This window comes from Kitasatospora sp. NPDC001119 (assembly GCF_053598475.1).
This window is the reverse complement of the sequence record NZ_JBSFKI010000005.1, coordinates 227,311-248,474: the sequence shown is the minus strand read 5'-3', so window position 1 is coordinate 248,474 and position 21,164 is coordinate 227,311. Positions and strand designations below refer to the sequence as shown.

The 21,164-nt window shown below is 75.4% G+C and carries 20 protein-coding genes and 1 riboswitch; of the genes, 10 read left to right on the top strand and 10 right to left on the bottom strand.

Going from position 1 to position 21,164, the window contains the following annotated elements; translation table 11 throughout:
* Window positions 1-25: 25 nt before the first annotated feature.
* The 3 genes from ACWDD9_RS08510 to thiO are packed head-to-tail and all read right to left on the bottom strand — an operon-like array spanning window position 26 to window position 2,283.
* Complete coding sequence (locus ACWDD9_RS08510) at window positions 26-823, bottom strand: thiazole synthase (protein WP_449811155.1); 798 nt, start codon at window positions 821-823, stop codon at window positions 26-28.
* Window positions 824-826: 3 nt separating this feature from the next.
* On the bottom strand, window positions 827-1,111 hold the full coding sequence (gene thiS, locus ACWDD9_RS08505) for a sulfur carrier protein ThiS (RefSeq protein ID WP_449811154.1): 285 nt from the start codon (window positions 1,109-1,111) through the stop codon (window positions 827-829).
* Window positions 1,108-2,283 (bottom strand): glycine oxidase ThiO, encoded by a 1,176-nt coding sequence (gene thiO, locus ACWDD9_RS08500; protein ID WP_259316557.1) that lies wholly within the window; start codon window positions 2,281-2,283, stop codon window positions 1,108-1,110. Before thiO ends, thiS begins: the two co-directional genes overlap by 4 nt.
* A gap of 3 nt (window positions 2,284-2,286) precedes the next feature.
* A riboswitch (TPP riboswitch) is annotated at window positions 2,287-2,399 on the bottom strand.
* An 83-nt stretch (window positions 2,400-2,482) separates the two neighbouring features.
* On the opposite strand from thiO, the gene ACWDD9_RS08495 reads away from it, so the two are divergent.
* Genes ACWDD9_RS08495 through thiE form a run of 3 tightly spaced genes read left to right on the top strand, consistent with a single transcriptional unit; the run spans window position 2,483 to window position 4,762 of the window.
* Window positions 2,483-3,691 carry an NAD(P)/FAD-dependent oxidoreductase gene (locus ACWDD9_RS08495; protein WP_387819653.1) on the top strand — a complete coding sequence of 403 codons (1,209 nt, stop codon included), beginning with the start codon at window positions 2,483-2,485 and terminating at the stop codon, window positions 3,689-3,691.
* 52 nt (window positions 3,692-3,743) lie between these two features.
* Window positions 3,744-4,109: an Rv2175c family DNA-binding protein gene (locus tag ACWDD9_RS08490; RefSeq protein ID WP_049651935.1), complete on the top strand. Its 366-nt coding sequence runs from the start codon at window positions 3,744-3,746 to the stop codon at window positions 4,107-4,109.
* Window positions 4,109-4,762: a thiamine phosphate synthase gene (thiE, locus tag ACWDD9_RS08485; protein ID WP_117487444.1), complete on the top strand. Its 654-nt coding sequence runs from the start codon at window positions 4,109-4,111 to the stop codon at window positions 4,760-4,762. The genes ACWDD9_RS08490 and thiE overlap by 1 nt, the downstream gene beginning before the upstream one ends.
* Window positions 4,763-4,829: 67 nt before the next feature.
* Here thiE and ACWDD9_RS08480 read toward each other — a convergent pair whose 3' ends face one another.
* Window positions 4,830-6,008, bottom strand: coding sequence for a polyprenyl synthetase family protein (locus ACWDD9_RS08480; RefSeq protein ID WP_449811153.1), 1,179 nt, complete (start codon window positions 6,006-6,008; stop codon window positions 4,830-4,832).
* A 197-nt stretch (window positions 6,009-6,205) separates the two neighbouring features.
* Between ACWDD9_RS08480 and metF the strand changes: the two genes are divergently transcribed.
* Window positions 6,206-7,120, top strand: coding sequence for a methylenetetrahydrofolate reductase [NAD(P)H] (gene metF, locus ACWDD9_RS08475; RefSeq protein WP_049651933.1), 915 nt, complete (start codon window positions 6,206-6,208; stop codon window positions 7,118-7,120).
* Between the two features lie 205 nt (window positions 7,121-7,325).
* Window positions 7,326-8,222 carry a hypothetical protein gene (locus ACWDD9_RS08470; protein WP_449811152.1) on the top strand — a complete coding sequence of 299 codons (897 nt, stop codon included), beginning with the start codon at window positions 7,326-7,328 and terminating at the stop codon, window positions 8,220-8,222.
* A gap of 18 nt (window positions 8,223-8,240) precedes the next feature.
* Here the strand turns inward: ACWDD9_RS08470 and ACWDD9_RS08465 are convergent, their stop codons facing one another.
* Together ACWDD9_RS08465 and ACWDD9_RS08460 are read right to left on the bottom strand one after the other, a co-directional pair.
* On the bottom strand, window positions 8,241-9,758 hold the full coding sequence (locus tag ACWDD9_RS08465) for a phytoene desaturase family protein (protein WP_449811151.1): 1,518 nt from the start codon (window positions 9,756-9,758) through the stop codon (window positions 8,241-8,243).
* 23 nt (window positions 9,759-9,781) lie between these two features.
* A complete protein-coding gene (locus ACWDD9_RS08460) occupies window positions 9,782-10,384 on the bottom strand; it encodes a DUF4126 domain-containing protein (RefSeq protein WP_380777779.1) in 603 nt (200 codons plus the stop codon).
* A gap of 616 nt (window positions 10,385-11,000) precedes the next feature.
* Here ACWDD9_RS08460 and ACWDD9_RS08455 point away from each other — a divergent pair.
* From ACWDD9_RS08455 to ACWDD9_RS08445, 3 genes are all read left to right on the top strand, one after another.
* On the top strand, window positions 11,001-11,591 hold the full coding sequence (locus tag ACWDD9_RS08455) for an SAV_6107 family HEPN domain-containing protein (protein ID WP_074000909.1): 591 nt from the start codon (window positions 11,001-11,003) through the stop codon (window positions 11,589-11,591).
* A gap of 29 nt (window positions 11,592-11,620) precedes the next feature.
* On the top strand, window positions 11,621-12,373 hold the full coding sequence (locus ACWDD9_RS08450; RefSeq protein ID WP_049651928.1) for a methyltransferase domain-containing protein: 753 nt from the start codon (window positions 11,621-11,623) through the stop codon (window positions 12,371-12,373).
* A gap of 491 nt (window positions 12,374-12,864) precedes the next feature.
* Entirely contained in the window at window positions 12,865-13,254 is a 390-nt protein-coding gene (locus ACWDD9_RS08445) for a DUF3040 domain-containing protein (protein ID WP_074000911.1), read from the top strand.
* 86 nt (window positions 13,255-13,340) lie between these two features.
* On the opposite strand, the gene ACWDD9_RS08440 is transcribed toward ACWDD9_RS08445, so the two are convergent.
* The 4 genes from ACWDD9_RS08440 to ACWDD9_RS08425 form a co-directional block, all read right to left on the bottom strand.
* Window positions 13,341-15,770, bottom strand: a complete 2,430-nt coding sequence (locus ACWDD9_RS08440; protein WP_079271764.1) for a transglutaminase TgpA family protein — start codon at window positions 15,768-15,770, stop codon at window positions 13,341-13,343.
* Window positions 15,767-17,086, bottom strand: a complete 1,320-nt coding sequence (locus ACWDD9_RS08435) for a DUF58 domain-containing protein (protein ID WP_449811150.1) — start codon at window positions 17,084-17,086, stop codon at window positions 15,767-15,769. The genes ACWDD9_RS08440 and ACWDD9_RS08435 overlap by 4 nt, the downstream gene beginning before the upstream one ends.
* Window position 17,087: 1 nt before the next feature.
* Window positions 17,088-18,032 carry an AAA family ATPase gene (locus ACWDD9_RS08430; protein ID WP_107086444.1) on the bottom strand — a complete coding sequence of 315 codons (945 nt, stop codon included), beginning with the start codon at window positions 18,030-18,032 and terminating at the stop codon, window positions 17,088-17,090.
* Between the two features lie 360 nt (window positions 18,033-18,392).
* Window positions 18,393-18,935 (bottom strand): beta-class carbonic anhydrase, encoded by a 543-nt coding sequence (locus ACWDD9_RS08425; RefSeq protein ID WP_049651923.1) that lies wholly within the window; start codon window positions 18,933-18,935, stop codon window positions 18,393-18,395.
* A 537-nt stretch (window positions 18,936-19,472) separates the two neighbouring features.
* Between ACWDD9_RS08425 and rsmH the strand changes: the two genes are divergently transcribed.
* Both rsmH and ACWDD9_RS08415 read left to right on the top strand, forming a co-directional pair.
* The gene (rsmH, locus tag ACWDD9_RS08420) at window positions 19,473-20,447 is read left to right on the top strand and encodes a 16S rRNA (cytosine(1402)-N(4))-methyltransferase RsmH (protein WP_117487438.1); all 975 of its coding nucleotides are present in this window, start codon (window positions 19,473-19,475) and stop codon (window positions 20,445-20,447) included.
* A 156-nt stretch (window positions 20,448-20,603) separates the two neighbouring features.
* The gene (locus ACWDD9_RS08415) at window positions 20,604-21,131 is read left to right on the top strand and encodes an FtsB/FtsL family cell division protein (protein ID WP_380741661.1); all 528 of its coding nucleotides are present in this window, start codon (window positions 20,604-20,606) and stop codon (window positions 21,129-21,131) included.
* Window positions 21,132-21,164: the final 33 nt, after the last annotated feature.

Genomic DNA, 21,164 nt, shown 5'->3' with positions numbered 1-21,164 from the left:
ACCGGCTTGTGACATGCGCGACGGTTCAGAACGCCGGGTGCTCGCGGGTGTCCAGGTCGGCCCGGCCGGCCATCGCGGAGGAGGCCTCGGCGTGGAAGCGGCGCGGGATCCGGCCGGCCCGGTGGGCGAGCCGGCCCGCCTCGGCGGCGTGCCGCATCGCCTCGGCCATCAGCACCGGGTCCTGAGCCCTGGTCACCGCGGAGGCGAGCATCACCGCGGCGCAGCCCAGCTCCATCGCCAGCGCCACGTCGGAGGCGGTGCCGGCGCCCGCGTCCAGGATCACCGGGACGCCCGCGCCCTCCACGATCAGCTGGAAGTTGTGCGGGTTGCGGATGCCCAGGCCCGAACCGATCGGCGAGCCCAGCGGCATGATGGCCGCACAGCCGACGTCCTCCAGCTTGCGGGCCAGCACCGGGTCGTCGTTGGTGTACGGCAGGACGGTGAAGCCGTCGTCGACCAGCGTCTCGGCGGCGTCCAGCAGCTCGATCGGGTCGGGCAGCAGGGTGCGCTCGTCGGCGATCACCTCCAGCTTGACCCAGTCGGTGCCGAGCGCCTCGCGGGCCAGCCGGGCGGTCAGCACGGCCTCGCCGGCGGTGAAGCAGCCGGCCGTGTTGGGCAGCACCCGGATGCCGTTGCGGGTCAGCACGTCCAGGACGGAGCCCTGGGTGGTGGCGTCGACCCGGCGCATCGCGACGGTGGTCAGCTCGGTGCCGGAGGCGAGCAGGGCGCGCTCCAGGACCTCCAGGCTGGGGGCGCCGCCGGTGCCCATGATCAGCCGGGAGGAGAAGGCCGTCCCGGCGATGGCCAGCAGATCGTCGGCCATGGTTCAGCCTCCCTGGACGGCGGTGAGGATCTCGATCCGGTCGCCGCTGCCCAGTGCCGTCCCGGGCCACGAACCGCGCGGCACCACGGCCTCGTTGAGCGCGGCGGCGACACCGGTGTTGGCGGCGCTGACGGAGGCCACCAGCTCGGCGAGGGTGGTCGTGGCGGGCACCCGGCGGGGCTCGCCGTTGACGGTCAGGGCGATCTCGGCCGGGGCGGCCGGGGTCAGGGCGTCCTCGTGCACGGCGTGCTCGTGCGGGGCGTTCTCGGTCAGGGCGATCTCGGTCATGCGGAGGCCTTCGCGACGGGGGATTCGGAGGAGAACCGGGTGGGGGTGAACGGCCTTGCGAGCTCGGGGACTTCACCGGTGACCAGGTACTCGGAGACCAGGTCGGCGGTCACCGGGGTGAGCAGCACGCCGTTGCGGTAGTGGCCGGTGGAGGCGACCAGCCCGGGCAGCGGGGTCGGGCCCAGCAGCGGGGCGTTGTCCGGCGAGCCGGGGCGCAGCCCGGCGGAGGTCTCGCGCAGCGGGAGTTCGGTGATCCCCGGGACCAACTCGTGGGCGTCCCGCAGGAGTTCGTACACCCCGCCGGCGGTGACGGTGGTGTCGTAGCCCTGCTCCTCGGTGGTCGCGCCGACGACCAGCTCGCCGTTCTCCCGGGGGACCAGGTACAGGTGCCGGCCGCGGACCACGGCGCGGACGTTGCGGGAGAGGAACGGCCGGTAGGCCTCCGGCACGTGCAGCCGCAGCACCTGCCCCTTCACCGGGCGGATCGCGGGCAGCACCCCCTCGGGCAGACCGGGCAGCCGGTGGCTGTGCGGGCCGGCGGCGAGCACGACCTGGTCGGCGGTCACCGTCTCGTCGGTGCTCAGCCGGGCGCCGGTCGCGCGGCCGTCCTCGACCAGCAGCTCGACGGCCTCGGCGCGGTGCAGCAGGACGCCCGCGCGCCCGCAGGCGGCGACCAGGGCGGTGAGCAGGCGCCGGGGGTCCACCTGGTGGTCGTCCGCGGCGTGCAGGGCGCCGCGGACGGCGGGGGCCAGCATCGGCTCCAGCCTGCGGGCCTCCCGGCCGGTCAGCCAGGTCGAGTCCAGGCCCAGCCGCTGGTGGAAGGCGTACAGCTCGCGCAGTTCCTCGCGGTCGTCGGAGTCCAGCGCGACGGCGATCGTGCCGCAGCGGCGGTAGCCGGTGTCCAGGCCGCCGCTCGCCTCGGAGAGCTCGGCGGCGAAGGCCTCGTACCGCTCGTTCGAGGCCATCCCGAGGCGCAGCAGCGGCTCCTCGCCGTACTGGAGCTCGGTGACCGGGGCGAGCATCCCGGCCGCGACCCCGGCGGCCCCGCCGCCGTGGGCGGGGTCGACCACGATCACGTTCCGCGCCCCGCGCCGCGCGGTGCGCCAGGCGACGGCGAGGCCGATGACGCCCCCGCCGATCACCAGCACGTCGGCATGGGTGCCTGATGGCAAGCGTGACAAGGCTGCTCTTCTCCCTTCGCCGGTATGACCCGGATCAGGTTCGGACGGTCGCAGGCCGTGTCAGCCCGCCTCTCAGCCCGGTCCGCCGGGCTCCCGTGTGGTCCTCCCACCTTAACGCCGGGGATCGGCCCGGCCGAAGGCCCGTACGCGGGGCGGACGGCCCGGAGGCCGCCGCGTCGCGCTGAGTACAGTGGCGGGCGTGGCAGAGCTGAGCGGAACGGATCGGGTGGTCGTCGTCGGAGCCGGGCTGGCCGGGGCGCAGTGCGCCCTCAAGCTGCGGCAGGGCGGCCGGCAGGGGCGGATCACGCTGGTCGGCGAGGAGCCGCACGCGCCGTACGACCGGCCGCCGCTCTCCAAGGACGTGCTGCTCGGCAAGGCCGACTCCACCGCCCTGGACATCGACTACGGGCAGCTCGGCATCGAGCTGCTCACCGGCCGCCGCGCCACCGGCCTCACCCCCGGCGTGCTGCACACCGACGGCGGCGACCTCCCGTACGGCTCGCTGGTGATCGCCACCGGTGCCGTGCCGCGCGCCCTGCCCGGCGCCGAGCGGGCGCACCTGCTGCACACCCTGGACGACGCCCTGGCGCTGCGCGCGCTGCTGCGCCCCGGGCTGCGGCTGGTGCTGGTCGGCGCGGGCTGGATCGGCGCCGAGGTGTCCACCGCGGCCCGCGCGGCGGGCTGCGAGGTGACGGTGGTCGAGGCCGGCCCGGCGCCGCTGCCCGGCGCGCTGCCGACGGAGCTCGGCTCGGCGATGGCCGCCTGGTACGCCGAGGCCGGGGTCGAGCTGCGCTGCGGGGTCGGCGTGGCCGCCGTCGAGCCCGGCGCGGTGCTGCTGGCGGACGGCTCGCACCTGCCCGCCGACGAGGTGGTGGTCGGCATCGGGGCCCGCCCCGCGACCGGCTGGCTGGCCGGCTCCGGGGTCGAGCTGGACGCGACCGGCGCCGTCGTCGTGGACGGGCGGCTGCGCACCTCGGTGCCCGGCGTCTTCGCGGCCGGCGACTGCGTCAGCTACCCCTCGGCCCGGGCCGGCGCCCGGCTGGCCGTCCAGCACTGGGACCACGCGCTGCGGTCCGGCGAGGCGGTGGCCGCCGCCGTCCTGGGCGCGGACGCGCCGGCCTACGACCCGGTGCCGTACTTCTGGTCCGAGCAGTTCGGGCGGATGGTCCAGTACGCCGGCCGGCACGCCGAGGGCGACGAGCTGGTCCGGCGCGGCGACCCGCGGGGCGCCGACTGGTCGGTGCTCTGGCTGCGCGACGGCGTGCCGAGCGCGCTGCTGACCGTCGACCGGCCGCGCGACCTGGCCCAGGGGCGGCGGCTGATCGAGCGCGGCACCGCGCTGGACCCGGCCCGGGCGGCCGACCCCGCGGTACCGCTGAAGGCGGCCGTCGCGGGGTAGGCGCGGGGCAGGTCTGGTGCGCGGTGGGCCGCGGAGGTGGCAGTCTGGTGGCGTGAGTGAGATCGAAAGCAAGATTGAATCCCTGGTCACCGACTGGATGTACCTGCCCGACATCTCGGAGCAGTGGGGGGTCCGGGTCACCGAGGTGCGTGACCTGGTCAAGAACGGCGGCCTGATCGCCGTCCGGCGCGGCCCCAACAAGTCGCTGCAGGTCCCGGCCGCGTTCATCGACGGCCCGGGCCTGGTCAAGCACCTGTCCGGCACCCTGACCGTCCTGCGGGACTGCGGGTACAACGACGCGGAGATCCTGGAGTGGCTCTTCACCGAGGACCCGTCGCTGCCCGGCAGCCCGATCCAGGCGCTGCGGGAGAACCGCGGCACCGAGGTGAAGCGCCGCGCCCAGGCGATGCTGATCTGATGGCGGCGGACACGCCGCGCGCCGGGCTCGCCGACGCCCGGCTGTACCTGTGCACCGACGCCCGCCGGGAGCAGGGCGACCTCGCCGAGTTCCTGGACGCGGCGCTGGCGGGCGGGGTGGACATCGTCCAGCTGCGCGACAAGGGCCTGGAGGCCAGGCAGGAGCTGGAGGCCCTGGAGGTCTTCGCCGACGCCTGCCGCCGGCACGGCAAGCTGCTGGCCGTCAACGACCGCGCCGACGTCGCCCACGCGGCCCGGCCGGACGTGCTGCACCTCGGCCAGGACGACCTGCCGGTGCCGGCCGCCCGGGCGATCCTCGGCGAGGACGTGCTGATCGGCCGCTCCTGCCACGCCGAGTCCGAGGTGGACGCGGCGATCGCCGAGCCCGGGGTGGACTACTTCTGCACCGGCCCGGTCTGGCCGACCCCGACCAAGCCGGGCCGCCCGGCCCCGGGCCTCGGCCTGGTCTCGTACGCGGCGAAGCGGGACACCGACCGGCCGTGGTTCGCGATCGGCGGGATCGACCTCGGCAACCTGGACGAGGTGCTCGCCGCCGGTGCCCGCCGGGTCGTCGTGGTGCGGGCCATCACGGCCGCGGCGGACCCCCGGGCGGCCGCCGCCGAGCTGTCCCGCCGGGTGCGCGCCGCGCTCTGAGCGGCGTCCCGGGTCTCGGTGGGACCCCGCAGGACCGGCCCGAGGCCGTCGCCGCCCGTCAGTACGTTCAGTACTTGCGGACGGTGGCGGCCTCGGCCAGTGCCAGCAGCACCGTACGGGCCCGCTCGTCGGCGAGCGGCGCCGCCGCCAGCGCGGCCAGCGACTGCCGCATCAGCTCCTCGATCCGGCGCTCCACCAGCTCCGGCGCCCCGCTGCGGGCGACCAGCCCGCGCAGCTCGGCGACCTCCGGGGCCGCCAGGTCCGGCGCGCCCAGCCGCTCGTCCAGGTGCCGGGCGTCGGCGGCCGGCAGGCCCCGCATCGCGTGCGCGACCAGCAGGGTGCGCTTGCCCTCGCGCAGGTCGTCCCCGGCCGGCTTGCCGGTGACCGCCGGGTCCCCGAAGACGCCGAGCAGGTCGTCGCGCAGCTGGAAGGCCTCGCCCAGCGGCAGCCCGAACGCCCCGTACGCCTCGACCAGCTCCGGCCCGGCGCCGGCCAGCAGCGCGCCCACCTGGAGCGGCCGCTCGATGGTGTACTTCGCGGACTTGTAGTGCAGGACGGTCTGCGCCCGCTCCAGCGCGCCCTCGTCCGTCGAGTCGCCGGCCACCGGCTCCAGCACGTCCAGGTACTGGCCGAGCATGACCTCGGTGCGCATCAGGTCGAACACCGGCTTGGCGGCCAGCACGGCGGCGGGCTCCAGGCCGGAGCGCAGGAACAGCTCGTCGCACCAGATCAGCAGCAGGTCGCCGAGCAGCACCGCGGCCGAGGCGCCGTACTGCTCGCGGTCGCCGCGCCAGCCGCTGTCGCGGTGCAGCGCCTCGAAGCGGCGGTGGACCGAGGGCAGGCCGCGGCGGGTGTCGCTGCGGTCCATCAGGTCGTCGTGGACGAGGGCGCTGGCCTGGAGCAGCTCCAGGGCGGCGGCCGCGTTGGCGATCGCCTCGCCGGTCGCGCCCGCGGCCGGGCCGCCGGCGCCGCGCCAGCCCCAGTAGCAGAAGCCCGGGCGCAGCCGCTTGCCGCCGTCCAGCAGGAAGTCGCGCAGCGCGTCGGCGGCGGGGGCCAGCTGGGGCGAGATCTTGTCGAGGAGCACGGACTGGCCGTCCATGAACGCGGCGAGCGCCGCGTTGACACGGGTGCGGACGTCCTCCACGTCCATGGGGTTGGCCGCACTGCCGGCCGCGTTGCCGGCCGCACTGGTGGCCGCACTGAGGGCCGAACCGGGGCTGGCCGGCCGGGTGCTGGACGAGGTCACGATGGGGCTCCGCTGGTTCTCTGGGGTGCAGCAAGCGTAGCGGTGCGGCCGGGAACGGCTGTGCGAGCGGCTCGGCCCGGGGTGCGGGGGAGGGGCGGCGGAGCCGTTCCGGGGCGAAACGGAACGTCTTCCATCAGTTGTCTCAATAGATGGAATACGGTTGTCCGGCCCCTTCGAACGCCGGATAGCCTGCCAGCATGGCACTCGGAATCGCTTCCACGAGAACGGATCGCGCACTGACGGTGCGCGAACTCCTGGCGGCCGGCAAGCGCTCCTTCTCCTTCGAATTCATGCCGCCCCGCACCGAGGCCGGCGAGCAGAAGCTCTGGGACGCCATCCGCCGGCTCGAACCGCTCGACCCCAACTTCGTCTGCATGACGTACGGCGCCGGCGGCTCCTCGCGCGAGCGCACCGTCAACATGGTCGGCCGGATCGCCACCGAGACCACCCTGACCCCGGTCGCCCACCTCACCGCGGTGGACCACTCGATCGCGGAGCTGCGCAACATCATCGGCCAGTACGCCGACCAGGGCGTGCGCAACGTCCTCGCGGTCCGGGGCGACCCGCCCGGCGACCCGATGGGCGAGTGGGTCAAGCACCCCGAGGGCGTCACCTACGCGTACGAGCTGGTGGAGCTGATCAAGGGGATCGGCGACTTCTGCGTCGGCGTCGCGGCCTCCCCGAACATGCACCCGCGCTCGACCGACTGGGACGAGGACATCAGGCACTTCGTGGCGAAGATCCGCTCCGGGGCCGACTACGCGATCACCCAGATGTTCTTCGAGGTGGACGACTACCTGCGGCTGCGCGACCGGGTGGCGGCCGCCGGCTGCGAGACGCCGATCATCCCGGAGATCATGCCGGTCACCAACGCCAAGCAGCTGGAGCGCTTCCCGCAGCTCAGCGGCTCGGCCTTCCCCGTCGACCTGGAGGCCCGCCTGCGGGCGGCCATCGACGACCCGGCGGCGCTGCGGGCCATCGGCATGGAGCACGCCACCGCGATGGCCGAGCGCCTGCTCGCCGAGGGCGCGCCGGGTCTGCACTTCATCACGCTGAACCACTCGACGGCGACGCTGGAGATCTACCAGAACCTGGGGCTGCACCAGCGCTGAGCGGGCGCTGCGGGGGCCTGCTCCCGCCGCGCCGACGCCGGGTGTTCACGAGCCCGTCACCGTACCGACGGTGGCGGGCTCGGTCGTGTGCGGCCGGTGCCCGGGCGGCGGGAACGCGATGCGGTACCCCGGCCGTTGAACCGGTACAGTCGCCGCACACGCGCGGCGCACACGCGCGGGTACGCGACTGGAGGTAGCGGGGCGGATGGGCATCGGATACCTGCTGCTGTACGTCGCGTTGGCGGTGGTGGCGCTCTGGCTGGTCGCGGAGGTGCTGCTGCAGAACCGGGCACCGCTGCACTGGCGGGTCCTGGCCCTGGCCGGCTTCCTGGGCGTGGCCGCCGGGATGGTCCTCGGCTCGGTCGTGGTGATCGGGGCCGGCGCCGCGCTGTTCGCGGTCGGACAGGCTTTCGTCACCCTCTCGGTCAAGCGCGGCCACCAGACCGGCTGGTCCCTGCGGAAGCCCGATGGCAGCCTGCCCGGCCCGCTCGCCAAGGTGCCGCTGCTCGGCGCCCTCACCGGCGGCGCCGCCGCGGTGGCGGCCGCCGCGGTCGCCCGCAGGCGGGTCGGCGAGGTCAGCCCCGTCGAGGAGACCCCGGCCCCCGCGCCGCTGCCCACCCCGCTGCCCTCCCCGGTGCCCGACGAGGTGCCGGAGGTCGAGCAGACCGCCGCCTTCGAGATGCAGGAGCTCGCCCAGGACGGCGTCTACGCCCCCGGGTACTACGAGCAGCAGCAGCCGCAGGTCCAGCAGCAGCCCCAGGACCCGTACGCCCCCGCCTACCAGGCCGGCTACGACCAGCAGCAGTGGCAGACCCAGCAGCAGCCCGCCTACGCCTACGACCAGCAGCAGACCTACGGCGGCTACCCCCAGCAGCAGCCCGACCCGTACGGCGGCTACCAGCAGCAGCACCAGCAGCAGGACCCGTACGCGGGCTACCAGCAGCAGCCGCAGCACCAGCAGGCCTGGGACCAGACCGCCCAGGAGCAGCCCCAGCAGTGGCAGCCCCAGCCCGACCCGCACACCCAGGGCATCCCGCAGCAGCCGATGTACGACCAGAACCACGGCTACCAGCAGCAGAACACCTGGCACCAGCAGGGCTGACCCGCCCTGACCGGGCCGTTACGCCGGGCCGATCAGGCCGGCGGTGATGCAGGCCGACATGCCGACGCGGGCGAGGCCGCCGCCGGGGTGGGCGTTGCCGCCGATCAGGTAGAGGCCGGGGACGGGGGACTCGTTGGCGGCCTTCAGCCAGGAGCCCGCGGAGCCGGCCAGGGCCGGGCGGGCGACCGCGCCGAACAGCGCGCCGGTCTCCCGGCGGGTGTCCTCCGGGGTGCGCACGACCCGCCACAGGATCCGCTCGCGCAGGCCCAGGCCGGCCGCGTCCACGTGGGCGAGCAGCCGGTCGGCGTAGCGGTCGGCGAATCCGGGGACGGTCCAGTCGACCTCGTCCTGGGCCGGGACGGTCGCGGTCAGCACCACGCTCTCGTGGTCGTCGTCGGGCCGCAGCGCCGGGTCGTCCGGGCGCAGCACCTGGACGGTGGGGCGCTCGCAGGGCGGCGCCGAGAGCGTCAGGGCGTTCGCCTCGGCGGCGGGGTCGGCCGCGTGGACGACCGTGCGGTGCGGGGTGCCCTCGGGCCGGGGGCCGCGCAGGGCGAGCAGCACGCTGAAGCGGCCGGGCACCTCCACCGGCTCCCACTCCCCGGGCGGCAGCCCCGGCCACTCGGCCAGGCCGTGGCGGTAGAAGGCGTCGGTGTCCATCGCGGAGACCACCAGGTCCGCGTCGATCCGGCCGTCCGCCGTCTCGACCCCGGTCGCCCGGCCGCCCTCGACGACCACCCGGGTGACCGGGGTGTCGAAGCGGAACGCGACCTTGCGCAGCTCGCAGCGCCGGTACACCGCGTCCGCGAGGGCCCGCAGCCCGCCCCGGACGTACCAGACGCCGAAGGACTGCTCCATGTACGGCAGCACGGTGGCCCCGGCGGGTGCCATGGCCGAGGTGAAGCCGTACCGCAGCGCGGGCTCGCACAGCAGGGCGGTCAGGCCGGGGTGGCCGTCGAGCTCGCGCGCGGCCACGTGCTCCAGGGACCACGGCTGGGCGCGGCGCAGCCGGGCCAGGCCGGTGCGCGGCGGGACGGGGTACGGGTCGGTGCCCACCAGGGCCCGGTCGGCCGGGGACAGGACGCCGCGCTCGGCCGGCAGCGGCTCCTCCAGCAGCGGGCGGCGGGTGGCCTCCCAGACCGTCCGGCCGTGGTTCATCACCGCGCTCCAGCGGGCGCCGGAGCCGGCCCCGAAGGCGGCGTCCAGCGCCTGGCTGACGCCGCCGCGGGAGGCGTTCGGCAGGGTGACGGCGGTGCCGTCGGGGAACAGGTGCCGGCTCTCCGGGTCGACCGGGGCCAGCTCGACCAGCTGCTCCAGGGGCTCCTTGCCGGTCTTCAGCGCGAGGTCGCGGTAGACCGCCGGGAGGGTGAGCAGGCCGGGCCCGGTGTCGAAGGCGAAGCCCTCGCGCTCGTACCGCCCGACCATGCCCCCGTAGGTGCCGCCCGCCTCGCAGACCGTCACCCGGTGGCCGAGGGTCGCCAGCCGGGAGGCCGCCGCGAGCCCGCTCATTCCTGCGCCGATGACGACGATCTTTGCCATGGCACCTGATCCTAGGACCAGTCTCAGGCGCTCCCCGCCGCCGCCCGGGCGGCCCGGCGTTCGCGGCGGCGGGCCCGGAAGGCGCGGATCCGGCTGACCGCCAGCCAGACCAGCAGCAGCCCGGCGGCCAGGACCACGGCGGCGACCGAGGCGGCCAGCCAGGGGTGGAAGATCGCCAGGGTGATCAGGCCGGCCACCGAGAGGTCCTCGGCCATGCTGACCACGATGTTGCTGGCCGGCTCGGGGGAGGTGTTGACGGCCATCCGCAGCGAGGCCTTCACCAGGTGGCTGACCAGGGCCGAGGTGCCGCCCATCGCGCCGGCCGCGACCTCGCTCAGCGAGCCGGGGTCGTTGCCCGCGATCAGCACGCCGACGGTGGCGCCGGCGACCGGCCGGATCACCGTGTGCACGACGTCCCAGACGCTGTCCACGTACGGGATCTTGTCGGCCACCGCCTCCAGCGCGAACAGCACCGCGGCCACGACCAGCACGTCGGTGCGCTCCAGCGCCTGCGGCACCGAGTCCGCGTCGGCGAACCTGCCCAGCAGGCCGAGCAGCAGCACCACCGCGTAGGCGTTGATGCCGCTGGCCAGTCCGCTGGTGAAGATCAGCGGCAGGACCGTCATCTCGTCCCCCTCCTCGTCATCGCGTCCCCTGGTCGTCCGGCGGGCCGGTACCGCCCGGCCCCGCCGTACCGTACCCGGCACCCGGGACGCCGTGGACGCACCCGCCGGTTCCGGCGGCCGGCCGGACCGGGACGGGCCGGGGCGCACTGAGTACAAATACTCAGATCCGCGGTTGAGTACGTCAGCGGATGGCCCCCGACCTGCGGAGACGGGAGAGTGGTGGCACCCGGGAGGGCGGCGCGTCGGGCGCCGGGCCCGCCCGGGCGGCGGATCCGTCCGTCCCCCGGCCGAACCGGCCCGGGGAGGCGGCGGACGGACCGCCACGGGGCTGGTCACGGTCCCCGCACCGCCGACACGGGGCGGCGGAGCGGGCCGGGGGGAGACCGGCCGCGAGGGGGGAGCTCGCCACCGCCGACCACGGGGGAGCGGCGGAGCGACGGCACGGCGGCGGCGCGGAACCGGGGGAGGACCGCGCCCGCCGCCGCTACGCCTTTTCCGGACGCCCTTCCGGAGCCGCCCGGGGCGCGGCCGGCCCGGCCGGATTGTCAGTGGTGCCGTTCACGATGGAGGGGCACGGACCACCCGGTCCGCGCGCTGCCTCGGAACGGGGGAGACCATGACCGTCAGCCGTCCTGAGCCCGTCACCGCCCGCCTCCACTCCGCCGCCCCGCCGCAGCTCCCGGGCCCGTCCGCCGGGCGCCCCGCCGGAGCCGACGTCCACCCCGTGCTGCGCCGGGTCGCCGCGCCGCCGGCCGCCCTCGACCTGCTCGCCGACGCCCACCGCACCCTCACCCGGGCCCGCGCCCTGGAGGACCCGCTGGAGCGCTACGCCACCGCCCACCTGGCCGCGCTGCGCACGGTGGCGGCCGTCCTGGCGGTGCGCGGCCGCCCGGAGAAGAGCCCGCGCCGGCGCAAGGCCATCCGCAGCGCCTGGGAGGTGCTGCCCGAGGTGGCCCCGGAGCTCGCCGAGTGGGCGGTCTACTACGGTGCCGGCGCCCGCCGCCGGGCCGCCGCCGAGGCCGGGATCAGGGGCGCCGCCTCGGCCCGCGACGCCGACGACCTGGTCCGCAACTCCGCCCTCTTCCTGCGCCTGGTCGAGCGCCTGCTCGGCCTGCACGCCGCGCCGCCCCCGCCCCGGCTCCCGTCGGACGGCGTCGTGGGCCCGGCAAGGATCCCTGGGACAGGCTCTAAGGTGGAGGCAACCTGATCGAACTGCACGTGCCAAGGAGTCCCACCTTGTACCCGACGCGTCCCCGCAGTGCCCTGCGTACCGCCGTGGTGTGGGAGGTGGTCCGGGCGGCCCTGGAGAAGCGGTCGGCCGAGCTGGACCAGCCGGTGCTCGACGTGGTCGACACCGGCGGCGGCACCGGGAACTTCGCGGTGCCGGTCGCCAAGCTCGGCCACCGCGTCACCGTGGTCGACCCGAGCCCGGACGCCCTGTTCGCCCTGGAGCGCCGGGCCGCCGAGGCCGGTGTGACGGACCTGGTGCGGGCCGTCCAGGGTGACACCCAGACCCTGCCCGAGCTGGTCGCCCCCGGCAGCGTGGACGCGGTGCTCTGCCACGGCGTGCTGGAGGTCGTGGACGACCCGGCCGAGGCGCTCGGCAGCCTGGCGGGCGCCCTGCGCAAGGGCGGCGTGGTCAGCCTGCTGGCGGCCAACCGCAACGGCGCCGTGCTGGCCCGCGCACTGGCCGGCCACTTCACCGAGGCCCGCACCGTGCTGTCCGCCGCCGACGGCCGCTGGGGCGAGCAGGACCCGATGCCGCGCCGCTTCACCGGCGAGGAGCTGGGCCGGCTGGCCGAGGCTGCGGGCCTGCGGGTGCAGTCGGTGCACGGTGTACGGGTCTTCTCCGACCTCGTCCCCGGTGTGCTGGTGGACACCGAGCCGGGCGCGCTGGACGCGCTGCTGAAGCTGGAGGAGGCCGCCGCCGCGCAGCCCGCCTTCCACGCGGTGGCGACCCAGCTGCACCTGCTGGCCACCCTGGCCTGAGGCGCCCCTCCCGGCCCGCGCGCCCCTTCACGCGCGCCTCCGCCGTCGTACGGTTTTTTTGCCCGCCGTACGGCGGTGGTTCGCGCCCTGGAGGCCCGCCCGTTCCCGCGCCGTGACCCCTCGGAGGCCCGCCCGTTTCCGGGCCCGGCGGCGGCCGGGCGGTGCGGCCCGGCGGCAAACCTCCCCAGGTCCGGGACGATTCCATCCGATCGGGCACTTGTCCGGGGCGTGGCGCGTTGACTCCGATGCGGCCGTCCCCGCTCGAAGTGGCCCGTCCCACGCGGCGCAGACCACCCCGTAACGGGCCCACGGACCGTATGATCTGGGTAAAGCCGGAAAGCATGACAGCCGGACGCGTGGGGCATATGGACGACACGGGCCGGGTCCCCCGCACGGGCGTCCGACCGTGTGCCCCAAGGCTGATTGGACTTGCCTCCCCGACCGGGGTGGGCGGACCGGTCGCACCCGCGACCGACGAGTAGGAGGACTCCGTGCCGCTCTCGGAGCACGAGCAGCGACTGCTCGACCAGATGGAGCGAGCGCTGTATGCCGAAGATCCCAAATTCGCGTCTGCGCTTGAGGGAACCGGGCTGCGCACCTACACCCGTCGGCGGGTCTACCTGGCCGTCGCCGGCTTCGTGGTGGGCATCGGCCTGCTGATGGGCGGCATGGTCGTACCGGATCAGATCTGGGTCAGCGTCGTGGGCTTCCTGGTGATGCTCGGGTGCGCGGTGTTCGCCGTGACCGGCTGGCGCCGCGGTCCCGCGGGCCAGGGCGCCGGAGCCCGTCCGGCCGCCGCCCCGCGCCGCAAGGCCGGGATGATGGACCGGGTGGAGCAGCGCTGGCAGCGCCGCCGGGACGAGCAGACCGGCGGGTTCTGAGCCGCTCGGCCGATACGTACGAAGCCGGGGCGGGCAGTCGATCGACTGCCCGCCCCGGCTTCGTGTCCGGAAGGGAAACCCCCGGGTCAGGACTCCGGGGTGGACCGCTTGCCCCGGGTGAGGACCCGCCGCACCGGCGCGGAGACGGCCTCGACCGCCCGGCCGACCGCGGCGCCGGCCGTCGCCCGGGCCGCCCGCGCCGCGTCGGAGATCCGCCACCACAGCTGCGCCGAGGACGGCGGCAGCAGCAGCGCCCTGGTCCGTCCGGCCCGGCCGGCGGCCGCCCGCAGCCCGCGCCGAACGGTGCGGACGTCGGCGGCCAGCGGTTCGGTGACGGGCTGCCCGGGCGGGGCGTAGAGCACCCGCTCGGTGGCCAGCGCCAGTCGGCCGGTGGCCGCCGCCGAATCCGCGTCCAGGTGGGCCTTCTCGGTGATCCGGTGGGCCGCCGAGCGCGGGGTGCGTGACTCGTCCGGGGGAATTCCGAGGTCCCAGGCGGAGTCGACCAGCTCGTCCCAGGCGGCCAGGACCTGGGCGTCGGTCAGCTCCGCCGCTCCGCTCCCGCCGGGCCCGCGCCGCCCGCCGCCGCCCAAGCGGCGTCGGCGTACGGCCGCGCGCCAGACCATCGGGACGAGCAGCAGGGCGATCAGCGCGAGCACCGCGGCCAGGGTGCCGAGCACCTGGCCGGAGAGCAGCCAGGACTCCTCGGCGGTCTTGGCGACGGCCTTGTCCTTGGAACCGCACTCGCCGAGCTGGCGCTGCTTGGCGGTGCAGTCCGAGCCGGAACTCGGCAGCGGGGCGGCCGAGGCGGTCTGCGGGGCGGCGGTCGCCTGCTGGGTCGGCGCGGTGGTCGGGGCGGTGGACGCCTCGGTGTAGCGGGTCGGGACGCCGCGGCTCGGGGTCGGCTCGAAGCGCAGCCAGCCGTAGCCCGTGAAGTACAGCTCGGGCCAGGCGTGGTACATCCGGCCGGTCACCGAGTAGACGTTGCCGCCCTTGCTGTCGCCGGGGGTGAAGCCGACGGCCACCCGGGCCGGGATCTTCAGCTCCCGGGCCATCGCCGCCATGGTGGAGGCGAAGTGCACGCAGAAGCCCCGGCGGTCGCGCAGGAAGACGGCGATGGCGTTGCTGCCGGTGCCGCCGCTGACGGCGGTGTCGTACGTGAAGCCCGGCCCGGTGAACCAGTTGACCAGCGCCGTCGCCCGGTCGAAGTCGTTCTTCGCGCCGGCGGTGACGGCCTTGGCCTGCTCGGCGACGACCGGCGGCAGGTCGGTCGGGAGGGCGGTGTAGCGCTCCCTGATGTCCGACGGCGCGGTGCCCGCGAGGCGCAGCTCGTTGGCGGTGGGCCGCACGTCCAGGGCGGTGACGTGGTAGCTCAGGCCGCGGATCGCCTTGTCGCTGGTCGGCAGGACGGTACGGGTCAGCGGGTCGAGCTTCCAGGCGCTCCGGTCGGGGAGCTGGACGGAGGCGGCCGGGTAGGGCATCGGCAGCCAGCTCCCCCCCAGCCGCTCGTCGACCTTGAAGTCGCCGTCGAACCGGGCCACCTGGGGATCGCGCAGGCCCTCGGGGGCGGGCAGGGCCGCCGGGAGGTCCTGGACGGTGGTGCTGCCGAGCCGCCAGTTGACGCCGTCGAACTGGTCGAGCGAGCCGGTCCGCAGGTAGACCTGGTCGGCCAGCGGGGTGTCCAGGGTGTAGCTGAGCAGCTCCGCGTCGGTCGGCTTGGAGATCGCGGCCTCCAGGCTGACCAGCGGGTCGAGACTGGTCGACAGGCTCCCGCCGACGCCCTTGCCGCCCGATCCGCCGGAGCCGGAGTTCAGCAGCCCGAAGCTCCAGTGCGGCAGGACCACCGGCAGCAGCAGCGCCACCGCCAGGGCCAGCACGCCGACCTGCCGGCCGCCCGGGCTGACCCGGCCGGACTCCACCGAGCCGCGCGCACCGCCGTAGAACACCCGGCCCCAGCGGGAGACCCGGTCCTGGCCCTCGGCGAACAGCAGCAGCAGGTAGCCGGCCGCGGCGACGGCGAACCAGACCCAGCTGCCGTGCTCCCCGGCCAGGCCGTTGCCGACCGAGTACAGCGCCAGCAGCGGCAGCCCGGCCAGCGCCGAGCGCCGGTAGGTCACCGCGACGGTGTCCACCGCGACGGCGATCAGCCCGATCGCCGAGACCAGGATCAGCCGCAGTCCGGCGGTGGGCGGAGCCGGGATGGCGTACTGCTGTATGTCGTCCAGGCCGGCGGTGAAGACCTGGTCCAGGACCCGCAGCGCGGACGGGCCGGGCAGCATCCCACCCTCGCCGGCGAAGCCGAGCAGCAGCAGGAGGAGCAGGACCAGCAGCTGCCCGAGCGGCACCGTCCAGCGGTACACCGGGGCGCGGCGCAGGCCCGCGCCGGCCGCGGCGACCACGGCGATCACCAGGAGGGCGTGGGTGAGCCAGCTGCGGGTGGTGAGCAGCGGCATCATGCACAGCGCGGCGAGGGCGGTGGCCAGCGCCGAGTACGCGGTCAGTTTGGCCCGGGTGGTCACGCGCCGGCCTCTTCTCGGTAGGGGGCGGTCGTCCGGCTGCCGTCGGCGGCCCGCCACAGGTCCGGTACGGAGTCCCCGGCCCGTACCGGGATCACCGTCCAGCCGGCTTCGCGCAGCTGCTGGACCCGGGCCCGGAAGTCGTCGCCGCCGGTGTCCGGGGCGAGCATCCGCAGGCCGGCCCAGGTGCCGGTGTCCAGCAGGAAGGCGATCGCCCCGCCGGCGCGGCTGCGCAGCCGGCCCAGCCGGGTGGCCTGGGCGTCGTCCAGCTCGCCGAGGACGGCGACCAGCAGGCCCTCGCCGCCGGCGCGCAGCGGGTCCTCGGCGCGGGAGAGGGTGCCGCCGTCGGACAGGTCGGCGACCGCGAGGGCGTCCAGGACCAGCCCGGAGGTGTCGGCGCCGCTGTGGCTGCCGCCCGTGCCCGGCCCGGGCACCGACAGCCCGGTGTCGGTGAGCAGCCGGGTCTGGTAGCCGCGCTCCAGCAGGTGCACGGCGACCGAGGCGGCGCAGCCGACCGCCCACTCGAAGGAGGAGGCGGGGCCGCTGCCCCGGTGGGCGATCTCCCGGGTGTCCAGCACGACGGTGGCCCGGGCCTGCTGCGGCTGCTCCTCGCGGCGCACCATCAGCTCGCCGTACCGGGCGGTGGAGCGCCAGTGCACCCGGCGCAGGTCGTCGCCGGGCCGGTACTCGCGCAGGATCACGTCGTCGTCGCCGGCCAGCGCCAGGGTGCGGCTGTGGCTCTCGCCCTGGCCGATCCACTCGCCGCTGAGCCGTACCGACGGCAGCGCCTGGACCTGGGGGACGACGGTGAGGACGTCGGAGGCGGTGAAGGCACGGGTCACCTCGCACATCCCGAACGGGTCGGACAGCCGCAGCTGGAGCGGCCCGAGCGGGTAGCGGCCGCGCAGGTCGGAGCGGACCCGGTAGGAGACCTCGCGGTGGCCGCGCGGCTCGACCCGGTCCAGCACGAAGCGCGGGCGCGGCCCGAGCACGTACGGGACCTTGTCCTCCAGCAGCAGCACCCCGGTGGGCACCCGGGAGACGTTGTCGACCCGCAGGTGGACCCGGGCCTCCTGGCCGGCGACCGCCCGGCGCGGGCTGAGCCGGCGTCCGCTGGCCACCCGGTAGCGGGTGTTGGCGACGACCACCACGGCGACCAGCGGCAGCGCGGCGAGCAGGACGCCGACGCGCAGCAGGGCGTCCTGGTCGAGCAGGTAGGAGCAGGCCACCGCGGTGACCCCGGCAGCGAGGAAGGACCGCCCCCGGGTGGTGAGACCGCGGAACCCGGCCCGCAGTCCCGATGATTCGGACTGGGCCACCTCAGCCCCTCCGGACGGCCGGGCCGCCCTGCGGGCGCGGCAGCGGCAGCCGGGCGACCAGGTCGGCCACGATCTGCTCGGAGGTGCGGCGGCTGAGCTGGGTCTCGGCGGTCGGCATCAGACGGTGCGCCAGGACCGGGACGGCGAGGCGCTGGATGTCGTCGGGGGTGACGTAGTCGCGCCCGTCCAGCGCGGCGGCGGCGCGGGCGGCCCGGACCAGGTGCAGGGTCGCGCGGGGCGAGGCGCCCAGGCGCAGCTCGGGGCTGGTGCGGGTGGCGCCGACCAGGTCGACGGCGTAGCGGCGGACCGGGTCGGCGATGTGCACGGTGCGGACCAGGTCGATCAGCTTGAGGATGTCGGAGGCGTGCGCGACCGGCTGGAGGTCCTCCAGCGGGCTGGCGCCGGCGTGGGTGTCGAGCATCGCGAGCTCGGCCTCGGGGCTGGGGTAGCCGATCGAGATCCGGGCCATGAAGCGGTCGCGCTGGGCCTCCGGCAGGGGGTACGTGCCCTCCATCTCGACCGGGTTCTGGGTGGCCACGACCATGAACGGCGAGGGCAGTTCGTAGCTGGTGCCGTCGATGGTGACCTGGCGCTCCTCCATGGACTCCAGCAGCGCCGACTGGGTCTTCGGCGAGGCGCGGTTGATCTCGTCGCCGACCACGACCTGGGCGAAGATCGCGCCCGGGCGGAACTCGAAGTCGTGCCGCTGCTGGTCGTAGATGTTGGTGCCGGTGACGTCCGAGGGCAGCAGGTCGGGCGTGAACTGGATGCGGCGCACGGTGCAGTCGAGCGAGCGGGCGAGCGCCTTGGCCAGCATGGTCTTGCCGACGCCGGGCACGTCCTCCAGCAGCAGGTGGCCCTCGGCGAGCAGGACGGTCAGGGCGATCCGGACGGCCTCCGGCTTGCCCTCGATCACGCTCTCGACGTTGCCGCGCACGCGGTCCACGACCGCGGCGAGTTCGGGGAGCCCGGTCTGCCGGAACCCGCCCGCCCGCTGCGGTTCGCCCCCCGCGGGACTGCCGAGTCCGGCCTGATCCTTGTAGCTCGTCACCCGTATACGCTCCCTGGCACCCTGTGCCCGCCCCGTCCCGAGGCCGGACCCCACCCCATGCTTGACGCGGCCGTCCCGGGGGCGGTTCCGAACGAGGAGCCGGCGGCCGGGAAGGCGGCCTGCGGCCTGGCCGCCCCAGGTGGTTCGGGGTCCGACCGGCAGGCGCATTCTCCCCCGCGGGATGGCCAGAAGTCACCATTCGGCGGTGCCCGAATGCCCGGACACCGTCGGCCGGGCAGGGTCGGGGCGGGTCGCTCAGTCGATCTCGCGGAGCAGGCCGGTGTGGACGTCGAAGACGAAGCCGCGGACGTCGTCGGTGTGCGGCAGGAAGGGAGAGGTGCGGACGCGCTGCATGGACTGGCGGACGTCGCCGTCCAGGTCGACGAAGGCCTCCACCGCCCACTGCGGGCGCTGGCCGACCTCCAGCTCCAGCTCGCGGCGGAAGTCCTCGGTCAGCCCGAGCAGGCCGCAGCCGGTGTGGTGGATCAGCGCGATCGAGCGGGTGCCGAGGGCGCGCTGGCTGATGGTCAGGGACCGGATGGTGTCGTCGGTGACGACGCCGCCGGCGTTGCGGATGACGTGGGCGTCGCCGAGTTCGAGGCCGAGCGCGGCGAACAGGTCGAGTCGGGCGTCCATGCAGGCGACCACGGCGATCTTCTGCACCGGGCGGGCGTCCATGCCGCCGTCCCGGAAGGTCACCGCGTAGGCGCGGTTGGCCGTGACGAAGCGGTCGATGACGGTGGGTCTGGCAGGGTCGGCAGCGGCGTTCGGCGAGGGCCGGTCGGGTGTCACTGTCATGGGGGCGACGTTAGTGCGGATCGGGCCCGCGCGGTGGGGCCGGGAGCTACAGAACGGCGGGCCGTGATCGGGTGCATCGCCACAACGGGAGCTGCTCCCGGAGCGGCCGCCGCCGACCCCGCACGCGGGGCGGCCAGGGGGCGCGCGCCCGCCGCCGAAGGCCCCCGATCCGGACCGCCGCCGGTCCGCCCCGAGGGCCGCGACCTGCGGTGATCCGTACCGCCGCCCGGGTGGTGCGCCGGAGCGGGCCATTGACTGGCAGGGGCCGCGCGATAGAGTTTGCGGCGCAGTGGAGCACACCCGCCGGGGCCCGTCAACGGGGCTTCCCCGGCCGGTGCGGCCCGGTCGAAGCGGCCCGTGGCCTCCTCCCGCTCCGTGCCCACCTGGCGCACCTTCCCCGGCGCCGGGCGGTCACGACCTTCCCCTCGAGCGGGCGGGGACCACGGGCCGCTTCGTCGTGCCGGGGCACGGTGGGCGAGAATGGTCGCAGCTCCCGGACGTCGGGCTGCTCCGCACCGAGGAAGGGCGCCACCGCGCATGACCACCAACGAACCGGGCCCCAAGCACGTTCCGGTGATGCTCCAGCGGTGCATGGACGCGCTCGCACCGGCGATCTCGCGCCCCGGGGCCGTCGTGGTGGACGCCACCCTCGGCCTCGGCGGGCACAGCGAGGCGCTGCTGACCCAGTTCCCGGAGGTGCGGCTGGTCGCGGTGGACCGCGACCCGGCGGCGCTGAAGCTGTCCGGCGAGCGGCTGGCCCCGTTCGGCGACCGGGCGACCCTGGTGCACGCCGTCTACGACGAGATCCCCGAGGTGCTGGAGCGCCTGGACATCGACCGGGTCGACGGCGTCCTGTTCGACCTCGGCGTCTCCTCGATGCAGCTGGACGAGGCGGAGCGCGGCTTCGCGTACGCGCAGGACGCGCCGCTGGACATGCGGATGGACCAGACCCGGGGGATCAGCGCGGCGGAGGTGCTGAACACCTACGGCCACGGCGACCTGGCCCGCATCCTCAAGGTGTACGGCGAGGAGCGGTTCGCCGGGAAGATCGCCTCGGCGATCCTGCGGGAGCGGGAGAAGGAACCGTTCACCAACAGCGCGCGTCTGGTCGAGTTGGTGCGGAACGCCATTCCGGCGGCGACCCGTCGGACCGGCGGGAACCCGGCGAAGCGGACGTTCCAGGCGCTGCGGATCGAGGTCAACGGCGAGCTGGAGGTCCTGGACCGGGCGATCCCGGGGGCGCTGGACGTCCTCGCGATCGGCGGCCGGATCGTGGTGATGTCCTACCAGTCGCTGGAGGACCGGCTCGTCAAGCAGTACCTGGCCGCCGGTGCGACCAACACCGCTCCGCCGGGGCTGCCGTTCATCCCGGAGGAGCACCAGCCCTGGCTCAAACTGATCACTCGCGGTGCCGAGCTGGCCACCGAGGAGGAGATCGAGGAGAACCGGCGCGCCGCGCCCGTACGGCTGCGGGTGGCGGAGAGGATCAGGGACCGAAGCAAGCGGGGCTGACGAACCGGCCCGGCGGGGTCCGAAGGGCGGAGGAAAGCGGTGGGGCCGGTGGCCGGTGAGGTCCGGGCGGGGCGGGGAGGACTCCCCGGGCAGGGCAGGGCGCGGATCACGGTCCGGCCGGGCAGGCGTCCGGTACGGAGGCGCACACCGTTCGCGGTGCTCGTCGTGGTGCTGCTGGCGGCCGGGCTGCTCGGCCTGCTCGCGCTGAACACCGCACTCAACGAGGGCTCCTTCGAGCTGTCCCGACTGCAGAAGCAGACCACCGTGGCGACCGACGAACAGCAGAGCCTCCAGCACGAGATCGACCAGAGCTCGGCCCCGGACGCGCTGGCCAGGCGCGCCGCCGAGCTGGGCATGGTCCCGGCCGGCGGGATGGCCTTCCTGGACGTCCCGAACGGCGGCAAGGTGGTCGGCACCCCCGGTCCGGCGCAGGACAGCCCGCCGGTCAAGCGCTCCACGGCCGAGCCGTGGCCGACCAGGACCCCCTCCGGTGCCGCCCAGCCGAGCGCGGCCCAGCCCGCCGCCGGGCCGTCACCGGCCGCGCCGCAGCCGGGCGGTGCCCCCTCGCCGGCCGCGCCGCCGCCCGCACCGGCCCCGGCGACGTCCGCCGGCGACTCGGTGATCCAGCTCAACCCGGTCTCGCCCGCCGCGGCCGCGAAGCCGAACGGAGGCGCGGGCCGATGAGCCAGTGGACCGTCAGAAGGTGCGACGGGCGCG

What these genes read in the sequence shown, in the direction of transcription:
- ACWDD9_RS08470 (WP_449811152.1), top strand. Translation starts at nt 7,326, where the DNA reads ATGGGCATCGGATACCTGCTGCTGTACGTCGCGTTGGCGGTGGTGGCG.
- rsmH (WP_117487438.1), top strand. Translation starts at nt 19,473, where the DNA reads ATGACCACCAACGAACCGGGCCCCAAGCACGTTCCGGTGATGCTCCAG.
- thiS (WP_449811154.1), bottom strand. Translation starts at nt 1,111, where the DNA reads ATGACCGAGATCGCCCTGACCGAGAACGCCCCGCACGAGCACGCCGTG.
- metF (WP_049651933.1), top strand. Translation starts at nt 6,206, where the DNA reads ATGGCACTCGGAATCGCTTCCACGAGAACGGATCGCGCACTGACGGTG.
- ACWDD9_RS08510 (WP_449811155.1), bottom strand. Translation starts at nt 823, where the DNA reads ATGGCCGACGATCTGCTGGCCATCGCCGGGACGGCCTTCTCCTCCCGG.
- ACWDD9_RS08465 (WP_449811151.1), bottom strand. Translation starts at nt 9,758, where the DNA reads ATGGCAAAGATCGTCGTCATCGGCGCAGGAATGAGCGGGCTCGCGGCG.
- ACWDD9_RS08425 (WP_049651923.1), bottom strand. Translation starts at nt 18,935, where the DNA reads ATGACAGTGACACCCGACCGGCCCTCGCCGAACGCCGCTGCCGACCCT.
- thiE (WP_117487444.1), top strand. Translation starts at nt 4,109, where the DNA reads ATGGCGGCGGACACGCCGCGCGCCGGGCTCGCCGACGCCCGGCTGTAC.
- ACWDD9_RS08460 (WP_380777779.1), bottom strand. Translation starts at nt 10,384, where the DNA reads ATGACGGTCCTGCCGCTGATCTTCACCAGCGGACTGGCCAGCGGCATC.
- ACWDD9_RS08455 (WP_074000909.1), top strand. Translation starts at nt 11,001, where the DNA reads ATGACCGTCAGCCGTCCTGAGCCCGTCACCGCCCGCCTCCACTCCGCC.